General features: G+C 41.4%; 13 protein-coding genes. 11 read left to right on the top strand and 2 right to left on the bottom strand.

Translation table 11 applies throughout. The features are described from left to right. Window positions 1–11 precede the first annotated feature (11 nt). The 7 genes from MUO14_RS06460 to MUO14_RS06430 all read left to right on the top strand — a co-directional run bounded on the left by MUO14_RS06460 (window position 12) and on the right by MUO14_RS06430 (window position 8151). A complete protein-coding gene (locus MUO14_RS06460) occupies window positions 12–320 on the top strand; it encodes a PTS sugar transporter subunit IIB (protein ID WP_244754432.1) in 309 nt (102 codons plus the stop codon). Between the two features lie 22 nt (window positions 321–342). Beyond that, window positions 343–1644 carry a PTS cellobiose transporter subunit IIC gene (gene celB, locus MUO14_RS06455; protein ID WP_244754431.1) on the top strand — a complete coding sequence of 434 codons (1302 nt, stop codon included), beginning with the start codon at window positions 343–345 and terminating at the stop codon, window positions 1642–1644. Between the two features lie 27 nt (window positions 1645–1671). After that, the gene (locus MUO14_RS06450; protein ID WP_244754430.1) at window positions 1672–1992 is read left to right on the top strand and encodes a PTS sugar transporter subunit IIA; all 321 of its coding nucleotides are present in this window, start codon (window positions 1672–1674) and stop codon (window positions 1990–1992) included. Window positions 1993–2007: 15 nt separating this feature from the next. Next, window positions 2008–3396: a glycoside hydrolase family 1 protein gene (locus MUO14_RS06445; protein WP_244754429.1), complete on the top strand. Its 1389-nt coding sequence runs from the start codon at window positions 2008–2010 to the stop codon at window positions 3394–3396. Between the two features lie 49 nt (window positions 3397–3445). Next, the gene (locus tag MUO14_RS06440; RefSeq protein ID WP_244754428.1) at window positions 3446–4780 is read left to right on the top strand and encodes a 6-phospho-beta-glucosidase; all 1335 of its coding nucleotides are present in this window, start codon (window positions 3446–3448) and stop codon (window positions 4778–4780) included. A gap of 106 nt (window positions 4781–4886) precedes the next feature. Next, a complete protein-coding gene (locus tag MUO14_RS06435; RefSeq protein ID WP_244754427.1) occupies window positions 4887–6824 on the top strand; it encodes a BglG family transcription antiterminator in 1938 nt (645 codons plus the stop codon). Window positions 6825–7284: 460 nt separating this feature from the next. Next, window positions 7285–8151 (top strand): ROK family protein, encoded by an 867-nt coding sequence (locus MUO14_RS06430; RefSeq protein ID WP_244754425.1) that lies wholly within the window; start codon window positions 7285–7287, stop codon window positions 8149–8151. 54 nt (window positions 8152–8205) lie between these two features. On the opposite strand, the gene manA is transcribed toward MUO14_RS06430, so the two are convergent. Next, entirely contained in the window at window positions 8206–9162 is a 957-nt protein-coding gene (gene manA, locus MUO14_RS06425; RefSeq protein ID WP_244754424.1) for a mannose-6-phosphate isomerase, class I, read from the bottom strand. A 151-nt stretch (window positions 9163–9313) separates the two neighbouring features. Here manA and MUO14_RS06420 point away from each other — a divergent pair, with 151 nt between their 5' ends. From MUO14_RS06420 to MUO14_RS06405, 4 genes are all read left to right on the top strand, one after another. Then, window positions 9314–10042: a MurR/RpiR family transcriptional regulator gene (locus MUO14_RS06420; RefSeq protein WP_244754422.1), complete on the top strand. Its 729-nt coding sequence runs from the start codon at window positions 9314–9316 to the stop codon at window positions 10040–10042. A gap of 131 nt (window positions 10043–10173) precedes the next feature. Beyond that, entirely contained in the window at window positions 10174–12132 is a 1959-nt protein-coding gene (mngA, locus tag MUO14_RS06415) for a PTS 2-O-a-mannosyl-D-glycerate transporter subunit IIABC (protein WP_244754421.1), read from the top strand. 24 nt (window positions 12133–12156) lie between these two features. Then, window positions 12157–14772, top strand: a complete 2616-nt coding sequence (gene mngB / locus MUO14_RS06410) for a mannosylglycerate hydrolase (protein WP_244754420.1) — start codon at window positions 12157–12159, stop codon at window positions 14770–14772. Window positions 14773–15639: 867 nt separating this feature from the next. Beyond that, a complete protein-coding gene (locus MUO14_RS06405; RefSeq protein WP_396265810.1) occupies window positions 15640–16413 on the top strand; it encodes a putative hydro-lyase in 774 nt (257 codons plus the stop codon). Between the two features lie 54 nt (window positions 16414–16467). On the opposite strand, the gene MUO14_RS06400 is transcribed toward MUO14_RS06405, so the two are convergent. Beyond that, complete coding sequence (locus tag MUO14_RS06400; protein ID WP_244754417.1) at window positions 16468–17655, bottom strand: NRAMP family divalent metal transporter; 1188 nt, start codon at window positions 17653–17655, stop codon at window positions 16468–16470. Window positions 17656–17667: the final 12 nt, after the last annotated feature.

Raw genomic sequence — 17667 nt, 5'->3', positions numbered from 1 at the left:
GGAAACTTATTATGAATCGAATATTATTAGCTTGTTCTGCTGGAATGTCTACTAGTCTTTTAGTTACTAAAATGAAAGAAGCCGCTAACGAAAAAGGAGTGGATTGTGAGATATGGGCAGTGGCCCAGGATAAAGCTCCAAAAGATATGGAGGAAGCGGATGTGTTATTGATTGGTCCGCAAATGAAGTTTATGAAAAAGAAATTCGAGAAAACCGCGCAGGAAGTTGGTATACCAGTCGATGTCATTGATCCAATGTCTTACGGGAGGGTGGACGGAAAAGCCGTCTTGGAGAAAGCTCTTGAATTAATGGAGAGATAACTTTATAAGGGGGAGATGAACAGTGAGCAGATTCATGGATGTATTGGAGAATATTTTAATGCCTATTGCAGATAAGTTGAATAATAATCGTTATTTAACCTCTTTGCGAGACGGCTTTATGATTGCATTGCCATTAATTATTTTTGGTTCGATCTTTGTTGTTATTGCAAATTTACCATTCCTTGATAAGTTGATTGGAGCGGAAGCGTATGCTGAATATCAATCAGCGCTAGGCGCTGCTTCTGCTGGAACACTCTCTATTATGGCTACTTTTGTCATTGTAGGTATCGGATACAAATTAACGGAATATTACAAGGGGGAGGCGGTCTATGGAGGGGTAACGGCTCTTGCGGCATTCCTTATTCTAACTCCCCAGATAGTAGGAGATGTGACGGGAGTAATCGCTGCCGAAAACTTAGGTGCTAAGGGGATGTTTTTGGGGATTTTTACAGCCTTTGCTTCCGCAGAGTTATACCGATTCTTCACGGAAAAGAACTGGACGATTAAAATGCCTCAAGGCGTCCCAGAAGCTGTGTCACGTTCTTTTAGTGCACTTATTCCTATCACCTTTACATTAACGATCTTTTTAATTATACGAATTATTTTTAGTTATACAACATTTGGGGACGTGCAAAACTTTATCTATACAGTCGTTCAAGCACCACTAACTTCACTTGGGAGTGGACTACCGGCTACCATTGTAGCTGTCTTACTCATTCAAATATTTTGGTTTTTTGGTCTGCACGGACAGATCATCGTCAACTCCGTCATGGACCCGATTTGGTATTCACTTGCTACGGAAAATTTGGCGGCATTTAAAGCGGGAGAAGCCGTTCCTCATATTGTGAACAAGCAATTTATTGAGTCATTCATTGTGGGAATGGGTGGCTCGGGAATGACCTTGGCTGTTATACTTGGAATCTTTTTAATAGGACGAAGCAGACAAATGAAGGATATTGGAAAGTTAGGGGCCCCGGCTGGTATTTTCAATGTGAATGAGCCGATTATCTTTGGTCTGCCGATCATTATGAATCCTCTTGTCCTTATTCCATGGTTAGTGGCCCCGGTAGTTGTAGCTATCATTACGTACCTTGTAATGGCATCCGGATTAGTTCCGCCACCGACAGGGGTAATCGTACCATGGACAACACCAACCATCTTAAATGGAGCGATTGCTACCAATTCGTGGCAGGGAGGGGTTCTTCAGGCCTTTAATATCGGAGTCGTGTTCCTCATTTGGTGGCCGTTCTTAAAAATCATGGATAATCAATATTATGAATCTGAAAAAAATGATAATGGAGAATCAAACGATAAAAGTGCCTAATTTATTATGAACCTCAGGGGTGAACAAATGGAAAACAAAACTGAAAACAATATTACGGAAATAGCCTTTCAAATCATATTATATGCTGGCAACGGCAAATCAAACGCAATGGAAGCGATTCAGGAAGCGAAAAAGGGCAACTTTGAGGAATCAGATCGTTTAATCGAAGAAGCTGGAGAAGAACTAGTCAAATCACATAAATATCAAACAGAATTATTACAAAAAGAAGCAAGCGGGGAAGAGAATCCTGTGAATGTATTGTTGATTCATTCCCAGGACCACTTAATGACCTCGATGACTGTCCGGGACTTAGCTCAAGAAATTATCGAAATTTATAGAAATAAGTAAGGGGAGGAAGCAATTATGTCAGTCGATTACACATTTCCTGAAGGTTTTTGGTGGGGGAGTGCCACGTCAGCCACGCAAATCGAAGGAGCAGCATCACAGGGGGGGAAAGGACAGAATATATGGGATTATTGGTATGCTAAAGAGCCTAACCGCTTCTTTGAAGGCGTAGGACCGGAAACAACTTCTAATTTCTATTACACTTATCAAGAAGATATTAAAAGAATGAAAGAAATAGGGCATAATACGTTTCGCTTCTCTATATCCTGGTCGAGATTAATTCCAGGGGGCAAGGGGGAAATCAATCAAGAAGCAGTGCAATTTTATAACCGTGTCATTGATGAATTAATGGCTCACGATATTGAGCCGTTCGTTAATCTTTTCCATTTTGATATGCCGCTTGAAATGCAGGAAATTGGCGGTTGGGAGAACAGAGAGGTTGTAGACTTATTTGTAGAGTATGCGAACACATGCTTTGAACTTTTTGGAGATCGAGTGAAGAAATGGTTCACCTTTAACGAGCCAATCGTGCCGGTCGAAGGCGGATACCTTTATGATTTTCATTATCCCAACGTTGTTGATGCGAAGCGTGCCATTCAGGTCGGCTATAATACTATGATTGCTAACGCCAAATCTATCAAGGCATTCAGGTTCCATCAATTTGATGAAAGTCAAATCGGTGTCATATTGAATCTAACCCCTTCTTATCCGAGAAGCCAAAATCCTGCTGACCTAAAAGCATCCCAGATTGCTGACTTATTTTTTAACAGAAGCTTTTTAGATCCGGCAGTGTTAGGGAAGTATCCGCAAGAGTTAATTAAGCTCTTAGAAGAACATGGACACCTTCCCCAAACAGAGGAAGGTGATGCAGTCTTAATGGAAGCAAATACAGTTGATTTGCTGGGAGTAAACTATTATCAGCCTCGTCGAGTCAAAGCAAAAGATCATTTGCCTAACCCTTATAGCCCATTTATGCCAGATTGGTTTTTTGACAACTATGAAATGCCAGGTAGAAAAATGAACAAATACCGTGGCTGGGAAATCTATGAAAAAGGGATATACGATATTATGATGAATCTTAAGGAGAATTATGGGAACATAGAATCGTTTGTTTCAGAAAATGGAATGGGCGTTCAAGATGAAGGACGTTTTATCCAAGATGGCATTATTGAGGATGACTACCGCATTGAGTTTATTAAGGGTCACCTCCAATGGCTTCATCAAGCGATTGAAGAAGGTTGTAACGCAAAAGGCTATCATTTATGGTCCTTTATGGACAATTGGTCATGGATGAATGCTTACAAAAATCGATATGGATTCTTCTCAGTAGATATTGAAACCAAAGAACGCAAACCAAAGAAAAGCGCCTATTTTATTAAACAAGTTGCTGACAAGAATGGTTTTTAACTATAGAACGGATATAATTTTCTGGCAATAGGTTATAAGGGGTGAACTGATGGAAGAGATTAAAGTAGTCACGATCGGGGGAGGATCAAGCTATACACCTGAACTTGTCGAAGGGTTTATTAATAGATATGAAGAACTGCCGATCAAGGAACTTTGGCTGGTAGATATTCCAGCAGGAAAAGAAAAATTGGAAAGCGTCGGGGCATTGGCCAAGCGGATGGTCGAGAAAGCTGAAGTCCCGATAGAAATACATTTATCCTATAATCGTAAAGAAGCCTTGGAGAATGCGGATTTTGTGACAACCCAAATTCGTGTCGGACTTCTTGAAGCTAGAGCCTTAGATGAACGTATTCCTTTAAAATATAACGTTATTGGACAAGAAACAAACGGACCAGGCGGCTTATTTAAAGGACTGCGAACCATTCCAGTGATCTTGGATATTTGTCGTGAGATGGAACGGTTGTGTCCTGATGCATGGCTTATTAACTTCTCAAATCCTGCGGGAATGGTGACGGAGGCCGTTTTACGATATAGTAATCTAACTAAAACCGTCGGCTTGTGTAACGTCCCTATTGGTATGAAGATGGGTGTGGCTGAGATGCTCGGAGTTGATTCTGAACGTGTTTACATTGAATTCGCTGGTTTAAATCATATGGTTTTTGGAACGGATGTTTATTTAGATGGTGAACGAATAACGGATTTGGTGTTAGATAAACTTAGCAATGGTACTGGTTTAACAATGAAAAACATTGTGGATTTGGGATGGCAGCCAGAATTTATTCAGGCACTCGGGATCTTACCTTGTCCCTATCACCGCTACTATTACCAGACAAGTGAAATGCTGGAGGCCGAACTGCAGGAAATGAACGAAACAGGCACCAGAGCCGAAGTGGTCAAAGAGCTGGAAGGTGAACTATTTGAACTGTATAAAGACCCGGACTTAGCAACCAAGCCTCCCCAATTAGATGAACGAGGAGGAGCGTATTATAGTGACGCAGCTTGTCGTTTAATCAGTTCGATATATAATGATAAAGGGGACATACAGCCTGTAAATACAAGGAATAACGGAGCAATCAAAAGTTTACCTTATGATTCTGCGGTAGAAGTGAACTGTGTCATTACTAGAAGCGGACCGAAGCCTATTAGTGTTTGTGACCTACCTGTAGCAGTAAGAGGGCTTGTCCAACAAATCAAGTCGTTTGAACGCGTTGCATCAGAGGCAGCTGTGACAGGTAACTATAATCAGGCTTTGTTGGCGATGACGATCAATCCACTCGTTCATTCTGACTCTATTGCAAAACAAATGTTAGATGAAATGTTAGAAGCTCACCAAGATTACTTACCTCAATTTTATTCAACTGAGCTCAGCCTGAACAAGGATTAATAACCATGAAAGTTTGCTTGGTGCAGGAAAAGGTTCTGATGGTCTCATCAGAACCTTTTTGCACACTTGTAGGACATTACGGAAAATAGAAGTGAGAGGATTCAAAATGCTAAACTACCGAATGACCACTATATTACGCGAACTCATGGCTGCTGATACAGCCATAACGAGTCAATACTTGGCCAAAGTGACCGATGTAACCTCTAGAACGACTAGGGATGACATCAAACATTTGGATGAATTACTTGAGGGGGCAAAGATCGACTCCATCAGAGCGAAAGGTTATCAACTTGATATTCAAGATAATCAGAGATTTCTTCATTACTTAAAGAAGGTCTACCAAGAACAAGTGGTGACTGACTCCATTATCCCCAATTCTCCCGAAGAGAGAATACGATATATGATTAAACGTCTTCTTTTGGAAGACAGCTACATTAAGTTAGAAGATTTGTCGGAAGATATGCATATTAGCAAGTCAACGATTCAAAACGATTTGAAACGTGTAAAAAAAATACTGAAAAAATATGATATCGATATGGATAAACGCCCAAACTACGGATTAAAGCTGCAAGGAAGTGAACTGAAATTGCGGTTTTGCATGTCAGAGTATGTATTTGATCGAGCTAAGAAAGCCGAAGCCTCGAATGAGATACGAACTGATCAACTTTTTTCGTTAACAGAAACTGAATTATCAGTGATATGGACAATAATGATTGAAGAAATCCAAGAAAACGAAATCACGCCTTCTGATATTGCAATAAAAAATTTATATATCCATATTGCGATCGCCTGTAAGCGAATAAAATCAGGTAACCATGTTTCCATTTATAAGGCAAATTTAGAAGAAATCAGAAATCAAAAGGAATATAATGTCGCAGATCGCATCGTTGCTAAAGTAGAATATTGTCTTCAGCTCACATTTCCACATGAGGAAGTTGCTTATATTGCCATTCATTTAATGGGGACAAAAATGATTTCACAGACGAATATGAACGAGGAAAAAATCAGGGATTTTCTTGATGAAGACATTCAACAGGTTACCTTAGCGATCTTAAATAAAATAGAGGAGAAGTTTGATCTAGGTATTCGTCATGATCGCGAACTCATTGTTGGCTTAGCCCTCCATTTAAAACCAGCTATCAATCGTTATCGCTATGGGATGAATATCCGTAATCCTATGATTGATGATATTAAAGCTAACTATCCTCTAGTTTTTGAAACTGGAATCGTTGCGAGCATGGTTCTCGAAGAGGTGATGGGTGTCACGATAGACGAAAATGAAATAGGATATCTTGCGCTTCATATTGGTGCGGCGATCGAACGAAGAAAGATGAAAAAGGGACCTAAACGTTGCCTGATAGTTTGTGCTTCGGGATTTGGGAGTGCGCAATTATTAAAGTACAAATTGCAATCTGAATTTGACTCCAAATTGGAGATTGCTGCTACGACAGAGTACTATAAACTCCAGCAATGTTCCCTTGAAAACATTGATTTTATCGTAAGTTCGATTCCTATTCCAGATTCCCTTCCTATACCTGTTATAGAGGTTAATACGATTTTAGGGGAAAATGATCTAGAGAGAATTAAAACCATGGTATTTAAAAATTCAATCAGCCTATTTGATTATGTTAAGGAATCTCTCGTATTTCTGGATCAACCCTTTTCAACACAAGAGCAAGTGTTGAATTTTCTATATGATGAATTGAGAAATAAAGGTTTAGTACACCATGGTTTTCTTAAAGCTTTATACGAAAGAGAAGCGGTGGCGCCTACTGCATTTGGAAATTTAGTTGCCGTACCTCACCCGATCACACCTCTGTCCGAGCAGACCTTTTTAACCTTTTGTACACTGAAAAGACCGATTGAGTGGGGAGAGAAGCGTGTTCAATTCATTTGTTTATTATCCGTGAAAAAGGATAGCACCGAAGATTTACAATCCATGTACGAGATGCTCGGTAAAATAATTGATGATGTGTCATTAGTTGAAGATCTAATAAGGAGCAAATCCTGTAGTGAATTTATTAAATTACTTGTACCAAAATAAACTCCTTAGCCTTCCCCATTGGAATTGCTGATGGGGTTATTTTGTTCGATTAGGAGTCACCCCTTGATAGATAGACATTCTTTCCCATTTCCCATAAAATAAGTGTAGATATAGCATACCCGCTTTGTAGAGTTGGAACGAAGATTTGAATTCTATGCCCTGCAAACGACGTGTGATGATAAAGGAAGACGACTGCAGCCGACCCATGATTACCACTGGATACACAGTATGACGATCCCAAGGGAGTGTCGCATGCCTCAAGGGTTAAAACAGCTGCAATTGTATATCGATCGTTCCGATTTTTATTAATGGTGGAGAAGAATTGTTCACATCAAGGATGTTTGCTGACCCTGAGTAACGAGGGCTTGAACTTAAGACTAGCAACTCAACCTCAATGAATGTGCAGGTTTGGAGTTTGAGAGAAGACGCGGTCTATATTTAATAGAGAGGAAATGATGGAATGAAATTAGGTGCAATTGAAGCTGGCGGTACGAAGTTTGTCTGTGCGATTGGCAATGAACAAGGAGATATTTTTGAGAAAACAGTCATACCGACAGAGCATCCGGATGTAACGATGCCTGCTGTTTATCAGTTTTTCAAAGGAAAAGGGATCGAGCGGATCGGGATTGGCAGCTTCGGTCCCATTGATGTAAATCAACAGAGTGATAGTTATGGAACGATTCAAAACACACCGAAGATCGACTGGGTGGACTTTCCGCTTGCCAAAAGGCTTGCTGACCAGTTAAATGTATCAGTGAAGGTGGACACAGACGTCAATGTAGCCGCTTTGTCTGAGGCGGAGTGGGGAAATGCAACAGATGTGGATTCCTGTCTCTATATTACTGTAGGCACGGGCATTGGAGCAGGAGCAATCGTGAATGGGACGACTTTGAACGGGTTATCACACCCAGAGATGGGGCATATTGTCGTGAAACGTCACGAGGACGATTCGTTTGCAGGGGCCTGTCCTTACCATAATGATTGCTTAGAAGGAATGGCTTCTGGACCCGCACTTGAGAAGCGTTGGGGGAAAGCAGGACAGGAATTGGCTGACGACGAGAAAGTATGGGAAATCGAAGCACATTATTTAGCCCAAGCTCTCGTTAATTATATTTATATTTTGTCACCAGAGCAGATTATTATGGGTGGCGGTGTGATGCAGCAGGAACACCTTTTTGACCTGATTCGAAAAAATGTAATTGAAAGCTTAGCGGGTTATGTAAGCTCACCGTTTCTATCTGCAGAAAACATAGATCGATATATTGTCCCTCCTGGATTGACGGATGAAGCAGGGATTAAGGGTGCGCTTCTTTTAGCATCAGAATGAAAAAACAAGCCACATTCCAATTGGTAAAAAGGAATGTGGCTTGTTTTTGTATCGTTACTTATTTGAATGTGAAGTAATGAGTGAAGCTTTTCCCTCTATCGTATAGGATTCAACGGTTGCAGGGATGATGAAGTGATCCCCTTTAGTGAATGGAAAAATCCCTTCACCCGTGGTAATGTTGCCTTCACCATCTAAAACGCTGAAAAGTTGATAGTTCTCGTAAGTTATTGGATTACTTTTCCCATCTAAACTTAGGTGATGAACAGTGAAATAGGCTTCCTCCACTAACATCTCAGTACGGACGCCAGCTTCTAGTTGATGCTCTCGTTCAAGAAATGGATTCACGTGCGGCACATTCGTCACATCAAGTGAACGATCTAAATGCAGCTCGCGTTTCTGGCCATCTTTGTCTGTGCGATCGTAATCGTAAACACGATAGGTAATATCAGAACTTTGCTGTGTTTCCAAAATTTGAATGCCTTCACCGATCGCATGAATCGTCCCACTTGGAACATAGTAGAAGTCCCCTGGCTTGACAGCTATACGATGAAGCAGGTCTTCCCACTGGCCATTCTCAATCATTGTGGCTAGCTCTTCTTTGCTGTTAGCATTGTGGCCAAAGATAATTTCGGCCCCTTCCTCACAATCGATGACATACCAGCATTCCGTTTTCCCATAAGTTTCATTTTCAATTTTCCTGGCATACTCGTCGTCAGGATGAACTTGAACAGATAAATCCTTTTTTGAATCCAGTATTTTAACGAGTAGTGGAAACTCATCGCCTTCTTCATTTGCGAAAAGTTCTCTATGATTACTCCAGGCTTCAGCTAATGTTTTGCCCTGAAGTGGTCCATTCTTTATCTGGTTTGATCCATTAGAATGTCCTGAAATCCCCCAGCATTCGCCGGTGGTTTCCGAGGGGATCTCGTAATTGAAAATCTCTTTAAGTTTCGTTCCGCCCCATAGGCGTTCTTTAAATTCGGGTTGTAGAAAAATAGGTTGATTATACATTGTTGTTTTACACCTCTTTGAATAGTTCAGTTCATTAAAAGTCATTGTATCATAATAACGCCTTCTCACAGGAAGATATTTTGCAAGCTGTCGTATCATGGCATGTTATAATAGGATTACTTTGAACACGAACGATAGAGGTGAGTTAGCGATGAACCTGCAGGACCGTGCTCATAAATATGAGTACAAATTGAATGATACAGATGATCAGATTATTGACTATATACTTGGGAATAAATCCACTGTGGTTGCGATGTCCATTCAATCTTTAGCGAAAGCACTGTACACGGTGCCTAATACGATCACTCGTTTATCAAAAAAGTTGGGGTACGACGGCTTTTCGCAGTTGAAGAATAATCTTAAGGAAGAAGTACAGGAAGAAGACTTAGACCAGGACAACAGTATTCAATACAATATGAAACGTACCCTCGAGCTGATGGATCACGATAGGCTCGCTCAAATCGCAAAGAAGATTCATCGGGCCGACCACGTCTACGTTTTTGGCGTCGGGGATACAGCTCCATTTTGCGAAATTCTTTCTACTCACCTTAAAATCGGGGGAAAAGCAGCAGAGTTTTTTCTGCACCGTCATGATGCAGTTTATGCGATTAACCATGCCAACAAACAAGATGTTCTCTTTTTAATCAGTATGTCCGGCGAAACGAAGCAAATCATTGAAATGGTTGACTTAGCTAAGTCAAGAGGTGTCACGATCATCTCGTTAACCCACTTTACACGCAATACATTACAGGATAAGGCGGACTACAAATTTTTCTTTTATTCCCCTAAGCGTATGCTTGAGAACTATAATACCTCTGATAAAACTCCAGTGATGCTTGCCCTTCAAGTATTATCTTCTATTATTTGGGAAACCGTATAGTGTGTATAAATACACATGAAAACGGTTTCCTTTTGTTTATTCGTGTACTTTTTTAAAAATGAGCAAGCGCTTACTTGCCCTATGCTAAGCTGAGGTCAAGTTTCAATTATGCACTTGAGGAGGCAAAAGTGATGAGATTACAAAGTTTGACCTCATCTAACTTAATAAGTACGAATCAGCCCTTTTCTACAAAAGATGAAGTGATTCGTTATTTGGTAGAACAGCTGAATAACAATGGCAAACTTCACTCCCAAGAGGATTTCTACCAGGCTGTTCTCGAAAGAGAGTCTCTATCTCCTACGGGGTTTGAAGGAGGTTTAGCCATTCCTCACGGAAAATCTACTGCAGTAAAGGAAGCAGCCTTTGCGGTTGCTACACTTGAAACCCCTTTAGAGGATTGGGAGAGTATTGACGAGGAGAACAAGGTTGAGCTCGTTATGCTGTTAGCGATCCCGGAAAATGAAGCCGGATCGACTCACCTGAATTTGCTTGCTGAGCTCATGACAAGGTTGGCGGATCCAGCTTATAAAGAAAGCCTTATGCAAGCGAAAACAAGTGAACAATTTTTTGAGGCTCTTGACCATGAAGATGAGAAGCAAGAGGTTACCGAAAAACAAGTTGATAAAACAATTCTTGCTGTTACGGCGTGTCCTGCAGGGATCGCTCACACATACATGGCTGCTGAGGCTCTAGTTAGAGCAGGGAATGAATTAAATGTAAAAGTTTCCGTTGAGAAACAGGGCGCAAACGGCATCGAGGATCGTCATTCGAAAGGCCAAATTGCCCGGGCTGATGCGGTGATTTTTGCAGCAGACGTTGCTGTGAAGGATCAGGAAAGATTCTCGCGCTTGCCACGGGTTACGACAACGGTTGCTGCTCCTTTGAAAAATGCTAAGGGGATTCTTGAAGAAGCGATAGAAAAGTCGAATCAATCCCCGAAGGCAGCAGAAGACGTCCAAGAAACAATAGAGGACGACGAGCCTGAGAATAAACCGTTTAAGACAGAGATAAAAGACTCAATTATGACTGGTATTTCATATATTATTCCGATTATTGTAGCAGGGGGAATGACGCTAGCCTTTGCTGTATTAGTTTCTCAAGCGTTTGGATTACAGGATGTCTACGCAGAGGAAGGCTCCTGGCTTTGGCTGCTTCGTCAATTAGGTGGAACGATGCTTGGCACAATCATGGTCCCGGTACTGTCTGCTTACATGGCCTACTCTATTGCCGATAAACCAGCACTTGGACCAGGTTTTGCTGCTGGTATCGCTGCGAACTTGATTGGCAGTGGCTTTTTAGGCGGTATGCTCGGTGGTTTTCTAGCTGGTTATATTATTAAGTTTTTGAAGAAAAATGTACAAACGTCCGGCACATTTGCAGGCTTCGTAAGTTTCTGGCTCTATCCTGTTGTGGGGACGCTTTCTGTCGGTGCGATTATGCTGTTCGTTATTGGAGAGCCTCTGGCTGCACTAAACAATGGACTAATCAGTTGGCTTGAAGGGTTATCAGGGGGAAATGCTATTTTGCTTGGAGTGATTCTAGGTGCGATGGTTTCCTTTGACCTTGGTGGACCTGTCAATAAGGCTGCCTACACGTTCTGTATTGGAGCGATGGCAAGCGGTAATATTATGCCATACGCTGCCTTCGCTTCTGTCAAAATGGTTTCAGCTTTTGCCGTAACAGGAGCTACGATTATCGGCAAGAAGTATTTCACGAAGCCTGAACAAGAAGTTGGAAAACAGACGTGGCTGCTTGGTCTAGCCGGAATTACGGAGGGAGCGATTCCGTTCATGATTAATGATCCGCTCCGAGTTATTCCTTCATTAGTTGCCGGTTCAGCAGTGACAGGCGGAATTGTGGCTTACTTTGGAATAGGGTTAAATGTTCCAGGAGCCGGAATCTTTTCCCTGGCCTTACTTGAAGGGCCGCCATTACTAACCGCTGCAAGCGTCTGGTTTGGTTCTGCTTTAATCGGTGCATTTATATCTATGGTACTACTGATTATTACACGTAAGAATAAATTAAAAAAGCAACCTAGAACAAAGACACAAGCTGAGGAAAACGTACAAATGGAAACAGCTGTGAACTAAAAGAAGTAAGGGAAGGGATTACGAATGAAGCAGGTGCACATCGTCCCCCATATGCATTGGGATCGTGAATGGTATTTTTCTACAGAGGAATCACGTATTTTACTCGTTAATAATATGGAAGAAATCATGGACCGTTTAGAAACTGATCCTGACTATCCCTACTATGTATTGGATGGACAGACCTCAATACTAGAGGACTATTTCGCTGTTAAACCTGAAGCTAAGGAACGTGTAAAGAAACTTGTGCAAGCAGGGAAACTCATCATTGGTCCATGGTATACGCAAACCGATGAAATGGTGGTAGGCGGCGAGTCGATCGTAAGAAACTTATTGTACGGGATCAAAGACAGCAAGGAATTTGGTAATCCGATGATGATCGGTTACCTGCCTGACTCCTTTGGGCAGTCGGCACAAATGCCTCATATTTTTAATGGGTTTGACATTAAGTACACGATTTTCTGGCGTGGTACGTCCGAACGACACGGGACCGATAAAACAGAATTTCATTGGGAGACGAAGGATGGATCTAACGTTCTCGTGCAACTGCTGCCACTTGGTTATGCAATTGGCAAATACTTGCCGCAGGACGAAACGGCTTTACAGCAGCGAATGGAGAAATATTTCCCGGTACTTGACCGCGGAGCTACAACTGATCATCAGTTACTTCCAAATGGTCATGATCAAATGCCGATTCAAAAGGATATCTATGAGGTTATGGAGAAGCTGAAGCAGCTCTATCCAGATCGTGAGTTTTTCCTTAGTAAATATGAAAATATCTTTGCTGAAATTGAAAAGCAAGCGAACCTCGCCACTTTAAACGGTGAATTCTTAGACGGAAAATATATGCGTGTTCACCGCAGTATTTTTTCAACACGGATGGATATTAAAGCAGCCAATACTCGTGTCGAAAACAAGATTACCAATCTACTAGAACCGTTAGCTTCGATGGCTTACGATTTAGGCTTTGAGTATCACCATGGATTGATCGAGTTGATTTGGAAGGAAATTATGAAAAATCACGCCCATGACAGTATTGGCTGCTGTTGTTCCGATAAAGTTCATCGTGAAATAGCAAATCGTCTGTTTTTAGCGGAGGAAAAAACAGACCAGCTGATCGAGTTTTACAAACGGCAGATTGTCGATTCTATGGAAACGAGCCATGACATGGATCGCTTAACCCTGTTCAACTTTCTTCCTTTTGAACGAGAAGAAGTGGTAACGACGGAGATCATCTCGAAGTACAGTGCCTTTTCGTTGGTAAATGAAGAGGGAGAATCAATAGATTACGAGATTCTTCAAGCTGAGGAGATCGATCCTGGCTTGATTGATAGACAGATTGTTCATTATGGAAATTATGAACCGTTTATCAAGTATAAAATCCAGCTTAAAGCAACACTTCCGGCGATGGGCTATCGAACCTTTTTTATCAAAGAGGCTCAGAATATTCATGGCGATAGCAATCAACGTAAACAGTCTATCGAAACAGACTATTACACCATTTCAGTTAATGAAAATGGTACGTTGAATATTTGGGATAAACAACTGGAGAAATCCTTTGATCAAGTTCTTTTATTAGAAAATGGCGGCGATGATGGAGATGAGTATGATTATTCTCCACTTGAAAACGAAGAGCTGATTTTCAGTGATGATGTGGATGCTGAGATTTCCCTTGAACAAAACGACTACGCGGCAACCATAGATATTCGCTACTCCTTGGATGTGCCAGAAGACATCAAGGAACGAAAGGTTGGGAAACGAACAAGTAAGGTGGATGTACAATTTAAGCTTTCCATCTCAAATCATAAACCAACTATTGAGATTACTTGTGAATTAGACAATTTTGCTAAAGATCATCGGTTGCGTGCGTATATTCCAACAGGACTTAGCTCGTCCTTCTCCATTGCTGATAACCAGTTTGGTCATATCAAAAGAGATGTCTATGATTCGGCTATGGATGTGTGGCAAGAGGAAAACTGGAGTGAACGTCCAGATTCGATCTATCCGATGTTGAGTTTTGTTGGCTTATCCAATGAAGAGTACGGGGTAAGTGTTCTGACAAACAGTACGAGGGAGTATGAAATCGTAGGAGAGTCTTATGATACGATTGCACTAACATTGTTCAGAAGCATTGGCCATCTAGGGAAAGCTGATATGGTACGCCGGCCGGGCAGACCCTCAGGAATTAAACTTCCTACACCAGACTCTCAAATGTTAGGAAAGCTTAAGCTGGACTTTGCCTTATTGCCACACGAAGGAAGTACGCTGCAAGCAAATGTGGCTAGAACAGCAAAAGAATATCTAACCCCTGTTCATACGTATAACAAGATTCCTTATAATGCGATGAAATTAAACGAATCAGGCATTAAAACACCTCTATCGTTTCAACTTTTGAAAGAGGAAAGTACACACGCTATACTAAGTACACTGAAAAAATCTGAACAGGATGACTCTTTGGTCTTAAGGGTATTCAACTCATCCGATAAAGCTTCTGAAGCTATCTATCATTTTGGAGACGAAGTAAAAGAAGCTTATCAAACCAATTTGAATGAAGAGCGTAAGAAAGAATTAATTCAAGATCAAGGAACTCTGACTGTTCCATTAAAGGTAAATCAATCACAAACGATTTCGATAAAAAGATAAGAAGTGAAGGCCAGGGAGCATACCCCTGGCCTTCATTTTAGTGTCCTATTTGATTCTGATAAAATAGGCGATGACAAAAGATAGTAATCAGGTTATTCGAGGTTAAAACTCAAATTTTATTATAGTGAAAATTAGAAGTGCATAAAGATGTAAGAGTAAAGGATGGTAGTCACTTTGATAATAGTGACTTTTTGAACAACCTCTAATAGTCTTTTATATAATCTGATATAAAATCGTAATAGCAACTATATAGGCAAGGTGGCGGCTGATTCCCCGCAAGAAAGGGGGAGGCTTATGACGGCATATGAAGCATTCAGTCTAATCGCGCAATTAGCTTAGTGCTAACCGCGGTATTGACATTAATTGTGACCATTGTCGTCTATCTAAACAAAAAGAAATAGCCACCTGCTCAGCAAAGTGAGGTGACTATTTCTTTTAGAGTAATCTTACTTTGTCAGCCGCTGCTCATGCGGCGTGTAGTTGCTTCGACCGGGTGTTAGCGCACTCGGTCTCTTTTTATTATAGGTTTTATCTAACTAAATTGTAACGGATCGCGGTTGTGTTTTCAATATTTCAGTACTAATGCGTGTCCATCCTCCTTGTATGATTCGGGAATGGAGCCATCCAAAACTGAAAGGATTCCTATTCTTACTAAAATAACAATGATTCTACCGAAAATCACGAGGATTCTTACTTAACTTGCAATGATTCTACCCAAACTCACTGCGATTCTTCCCAAATTGTAAGAAACTGCTTTCAAGACACAAAATTGAGGGTTTGTAATTTAAGTTATGGCAATCTTCTTTTATAATGAAGTAAATTTTAAATATAATCATGTGAAGTACGGTTCAGTGAAGATCAAAGTAGATGGAGGCGATATATATGAAACCGAAACAGCAACGTGAAAAATTTCGTTCAAACCAATACACGGGCACGACGTCCGGAATGTGTGACAACTATTTACAAGCTAACATGATCATTTTGCCGAAAGAGTATGCCTTTGAATTTCTCCTGTTTTGCCTGCGGAACCCTAGGTCATGCCCTATAGTAGATGTGCTGGAAGAAGGGGTGACTCAACCTCGTATAGCTGACGCTGATATACGAACCGATTTACCGAAATATCGAATTTATCGTAAGGGGAAACTAGAAAAAGAAGTCGTTGATATTACAGATGAGTGGAGGGACGATTTTGTTACGTTTCTCATTGGCTGCAGCTTTACATTTGAAAAGTCCTTGATAGGGGAGGGGATCGGGCTCCTTCATCAGGAACAAAACAGGGTCGTTCCAATGTTCAAAACAACTATTCCTTGTGAGAAAGCAGGCCGCTTTGAGGGGAACATGGTTGTTAGCATGCGTGCTTTGAAAGAGGATGAAATCGAAAAAGCGGTTCAAATTACTGAGAAGTTTGAGACCTCTCATGGTGGACCTGTCCATATCGGTCACCCTGAAGAAATTGGCATTGCTGATATCCAGAAGCCTGATTATGGGGAAAGTGTTTCGTTTGATGAAAATGAAAGAACCCCTGTCTTTTGGGCCTGTGGTGTAACACCGCAAAATGTAGGACTCAATGTCAAACCATCAATCATGATTGCCCATGCGCCTGGACACATGCTAATTACTGACCAACTGGAAGAACAGTAATCTAATAAAAAAGAAGTCAACAGACGTGTTCGTTCTGTTGACTTCTTTTTGTATTTAACTGAATAATTGCGGAATGCCATTAATGAGGGTAAGAGCACCCATGTAGGCCATCGCGACAACGATGATTGCTCCAAATATTGTCATCCAAGCTGGATGTCGGTAGTCCCCCACAATTTTTGTTTTATGTGCAGCAATAAGCATCACACCTAAAGCTATTGGTAAAATTAATCCGTTTACTGAACCAACTAATACTAGAATACTTACAGGCTGACCGACAAACACGAAAACAAGGGTAGAGATCGTGATAAAACTGATTGTCAGCCATCTGTGGTATTTTTCTAATACTGGACTGAACGATCTTAGGAATGAAACGGACGTATAGGCAGCTCCTACAACAGAAGTGACAGCTGCCGCCCACATGACGACACCGAAGATTTTATACCCTATATTTCCAGCTGCGTGCTGAAATACGGAGGCAGGCGGATTGCCATCGTCTAAAGGCAGGCCTTGGGATACAACACCTAGAACGGCTAAGAATAGAAAGATTCTCATGATCGAAGCAACCCCAATGGCGTAAACAGAGCTTTTGGTCACTTCTGGAAGGGCTGCTTTCCCTTTCAACCCAGCATCGATCAAACGATGCCCGCCGGCAAAAGTGATGTAGCCGCCAACTGTTCCGCCGACTAACGTAACAATAGCTAAAAAGTCAATCGTATCGGGCACGAATGTTTTGGCAACTGCTTCACCTATAGGGGGCTGGGCCGTGAACATCACATAAATGGTAAGAGCAATCATGACAAATCCGAGAAGCTGTGTAAAACGGTCCATCACACGCCCCGCTTCTTTCACTGTGAAAATTCCAATAGCAAGTACACCGCTTAGAATCGCTCCCAGTTTAGGATCTATGCCGAGCAAAACATTTGTTCCTAATCCCGCACCGGCGATGTTTCCAATATTAAAAGCGAGTCCGCCGGCGACGACTAGGGCGGCGAGGAAATACCCTAATCCCGGGAGGACGTCATTTGCGATATCTTGGGCTCGTTTTTCACTGACGGCAATAATCCGCCATATGTTCATTTGTGCTCCGATATCAATAATAATTGAAATGAGAATAACAAATCCAAAACTCGCTGCGAGCGTTTCAGTAAATACAGTCGTTTGTGTTAAGAAACCTGGTCCTATGGCTGAAGTAGCCATTAAGAAAGCGGCACCAATCAAAATACTGCGGTTGGTCGTTTTCATCGGATTGTACTC

The sequence above is a fragment of the Halobacillus shinanisalinarum genome, assembly GCF_022919835.1.
GTDB lineage: Bacteria > Bacillota > Bacilli > Bacillales > Halobacillaceae > Halobacillus_A > Halobacillus_A shinanisalinarum.
The sequence above is the reverse complement of the archived record's forward strand: the minus strand, read 5'-3'. Positions and strand labels throughout refer to the sequence as shown.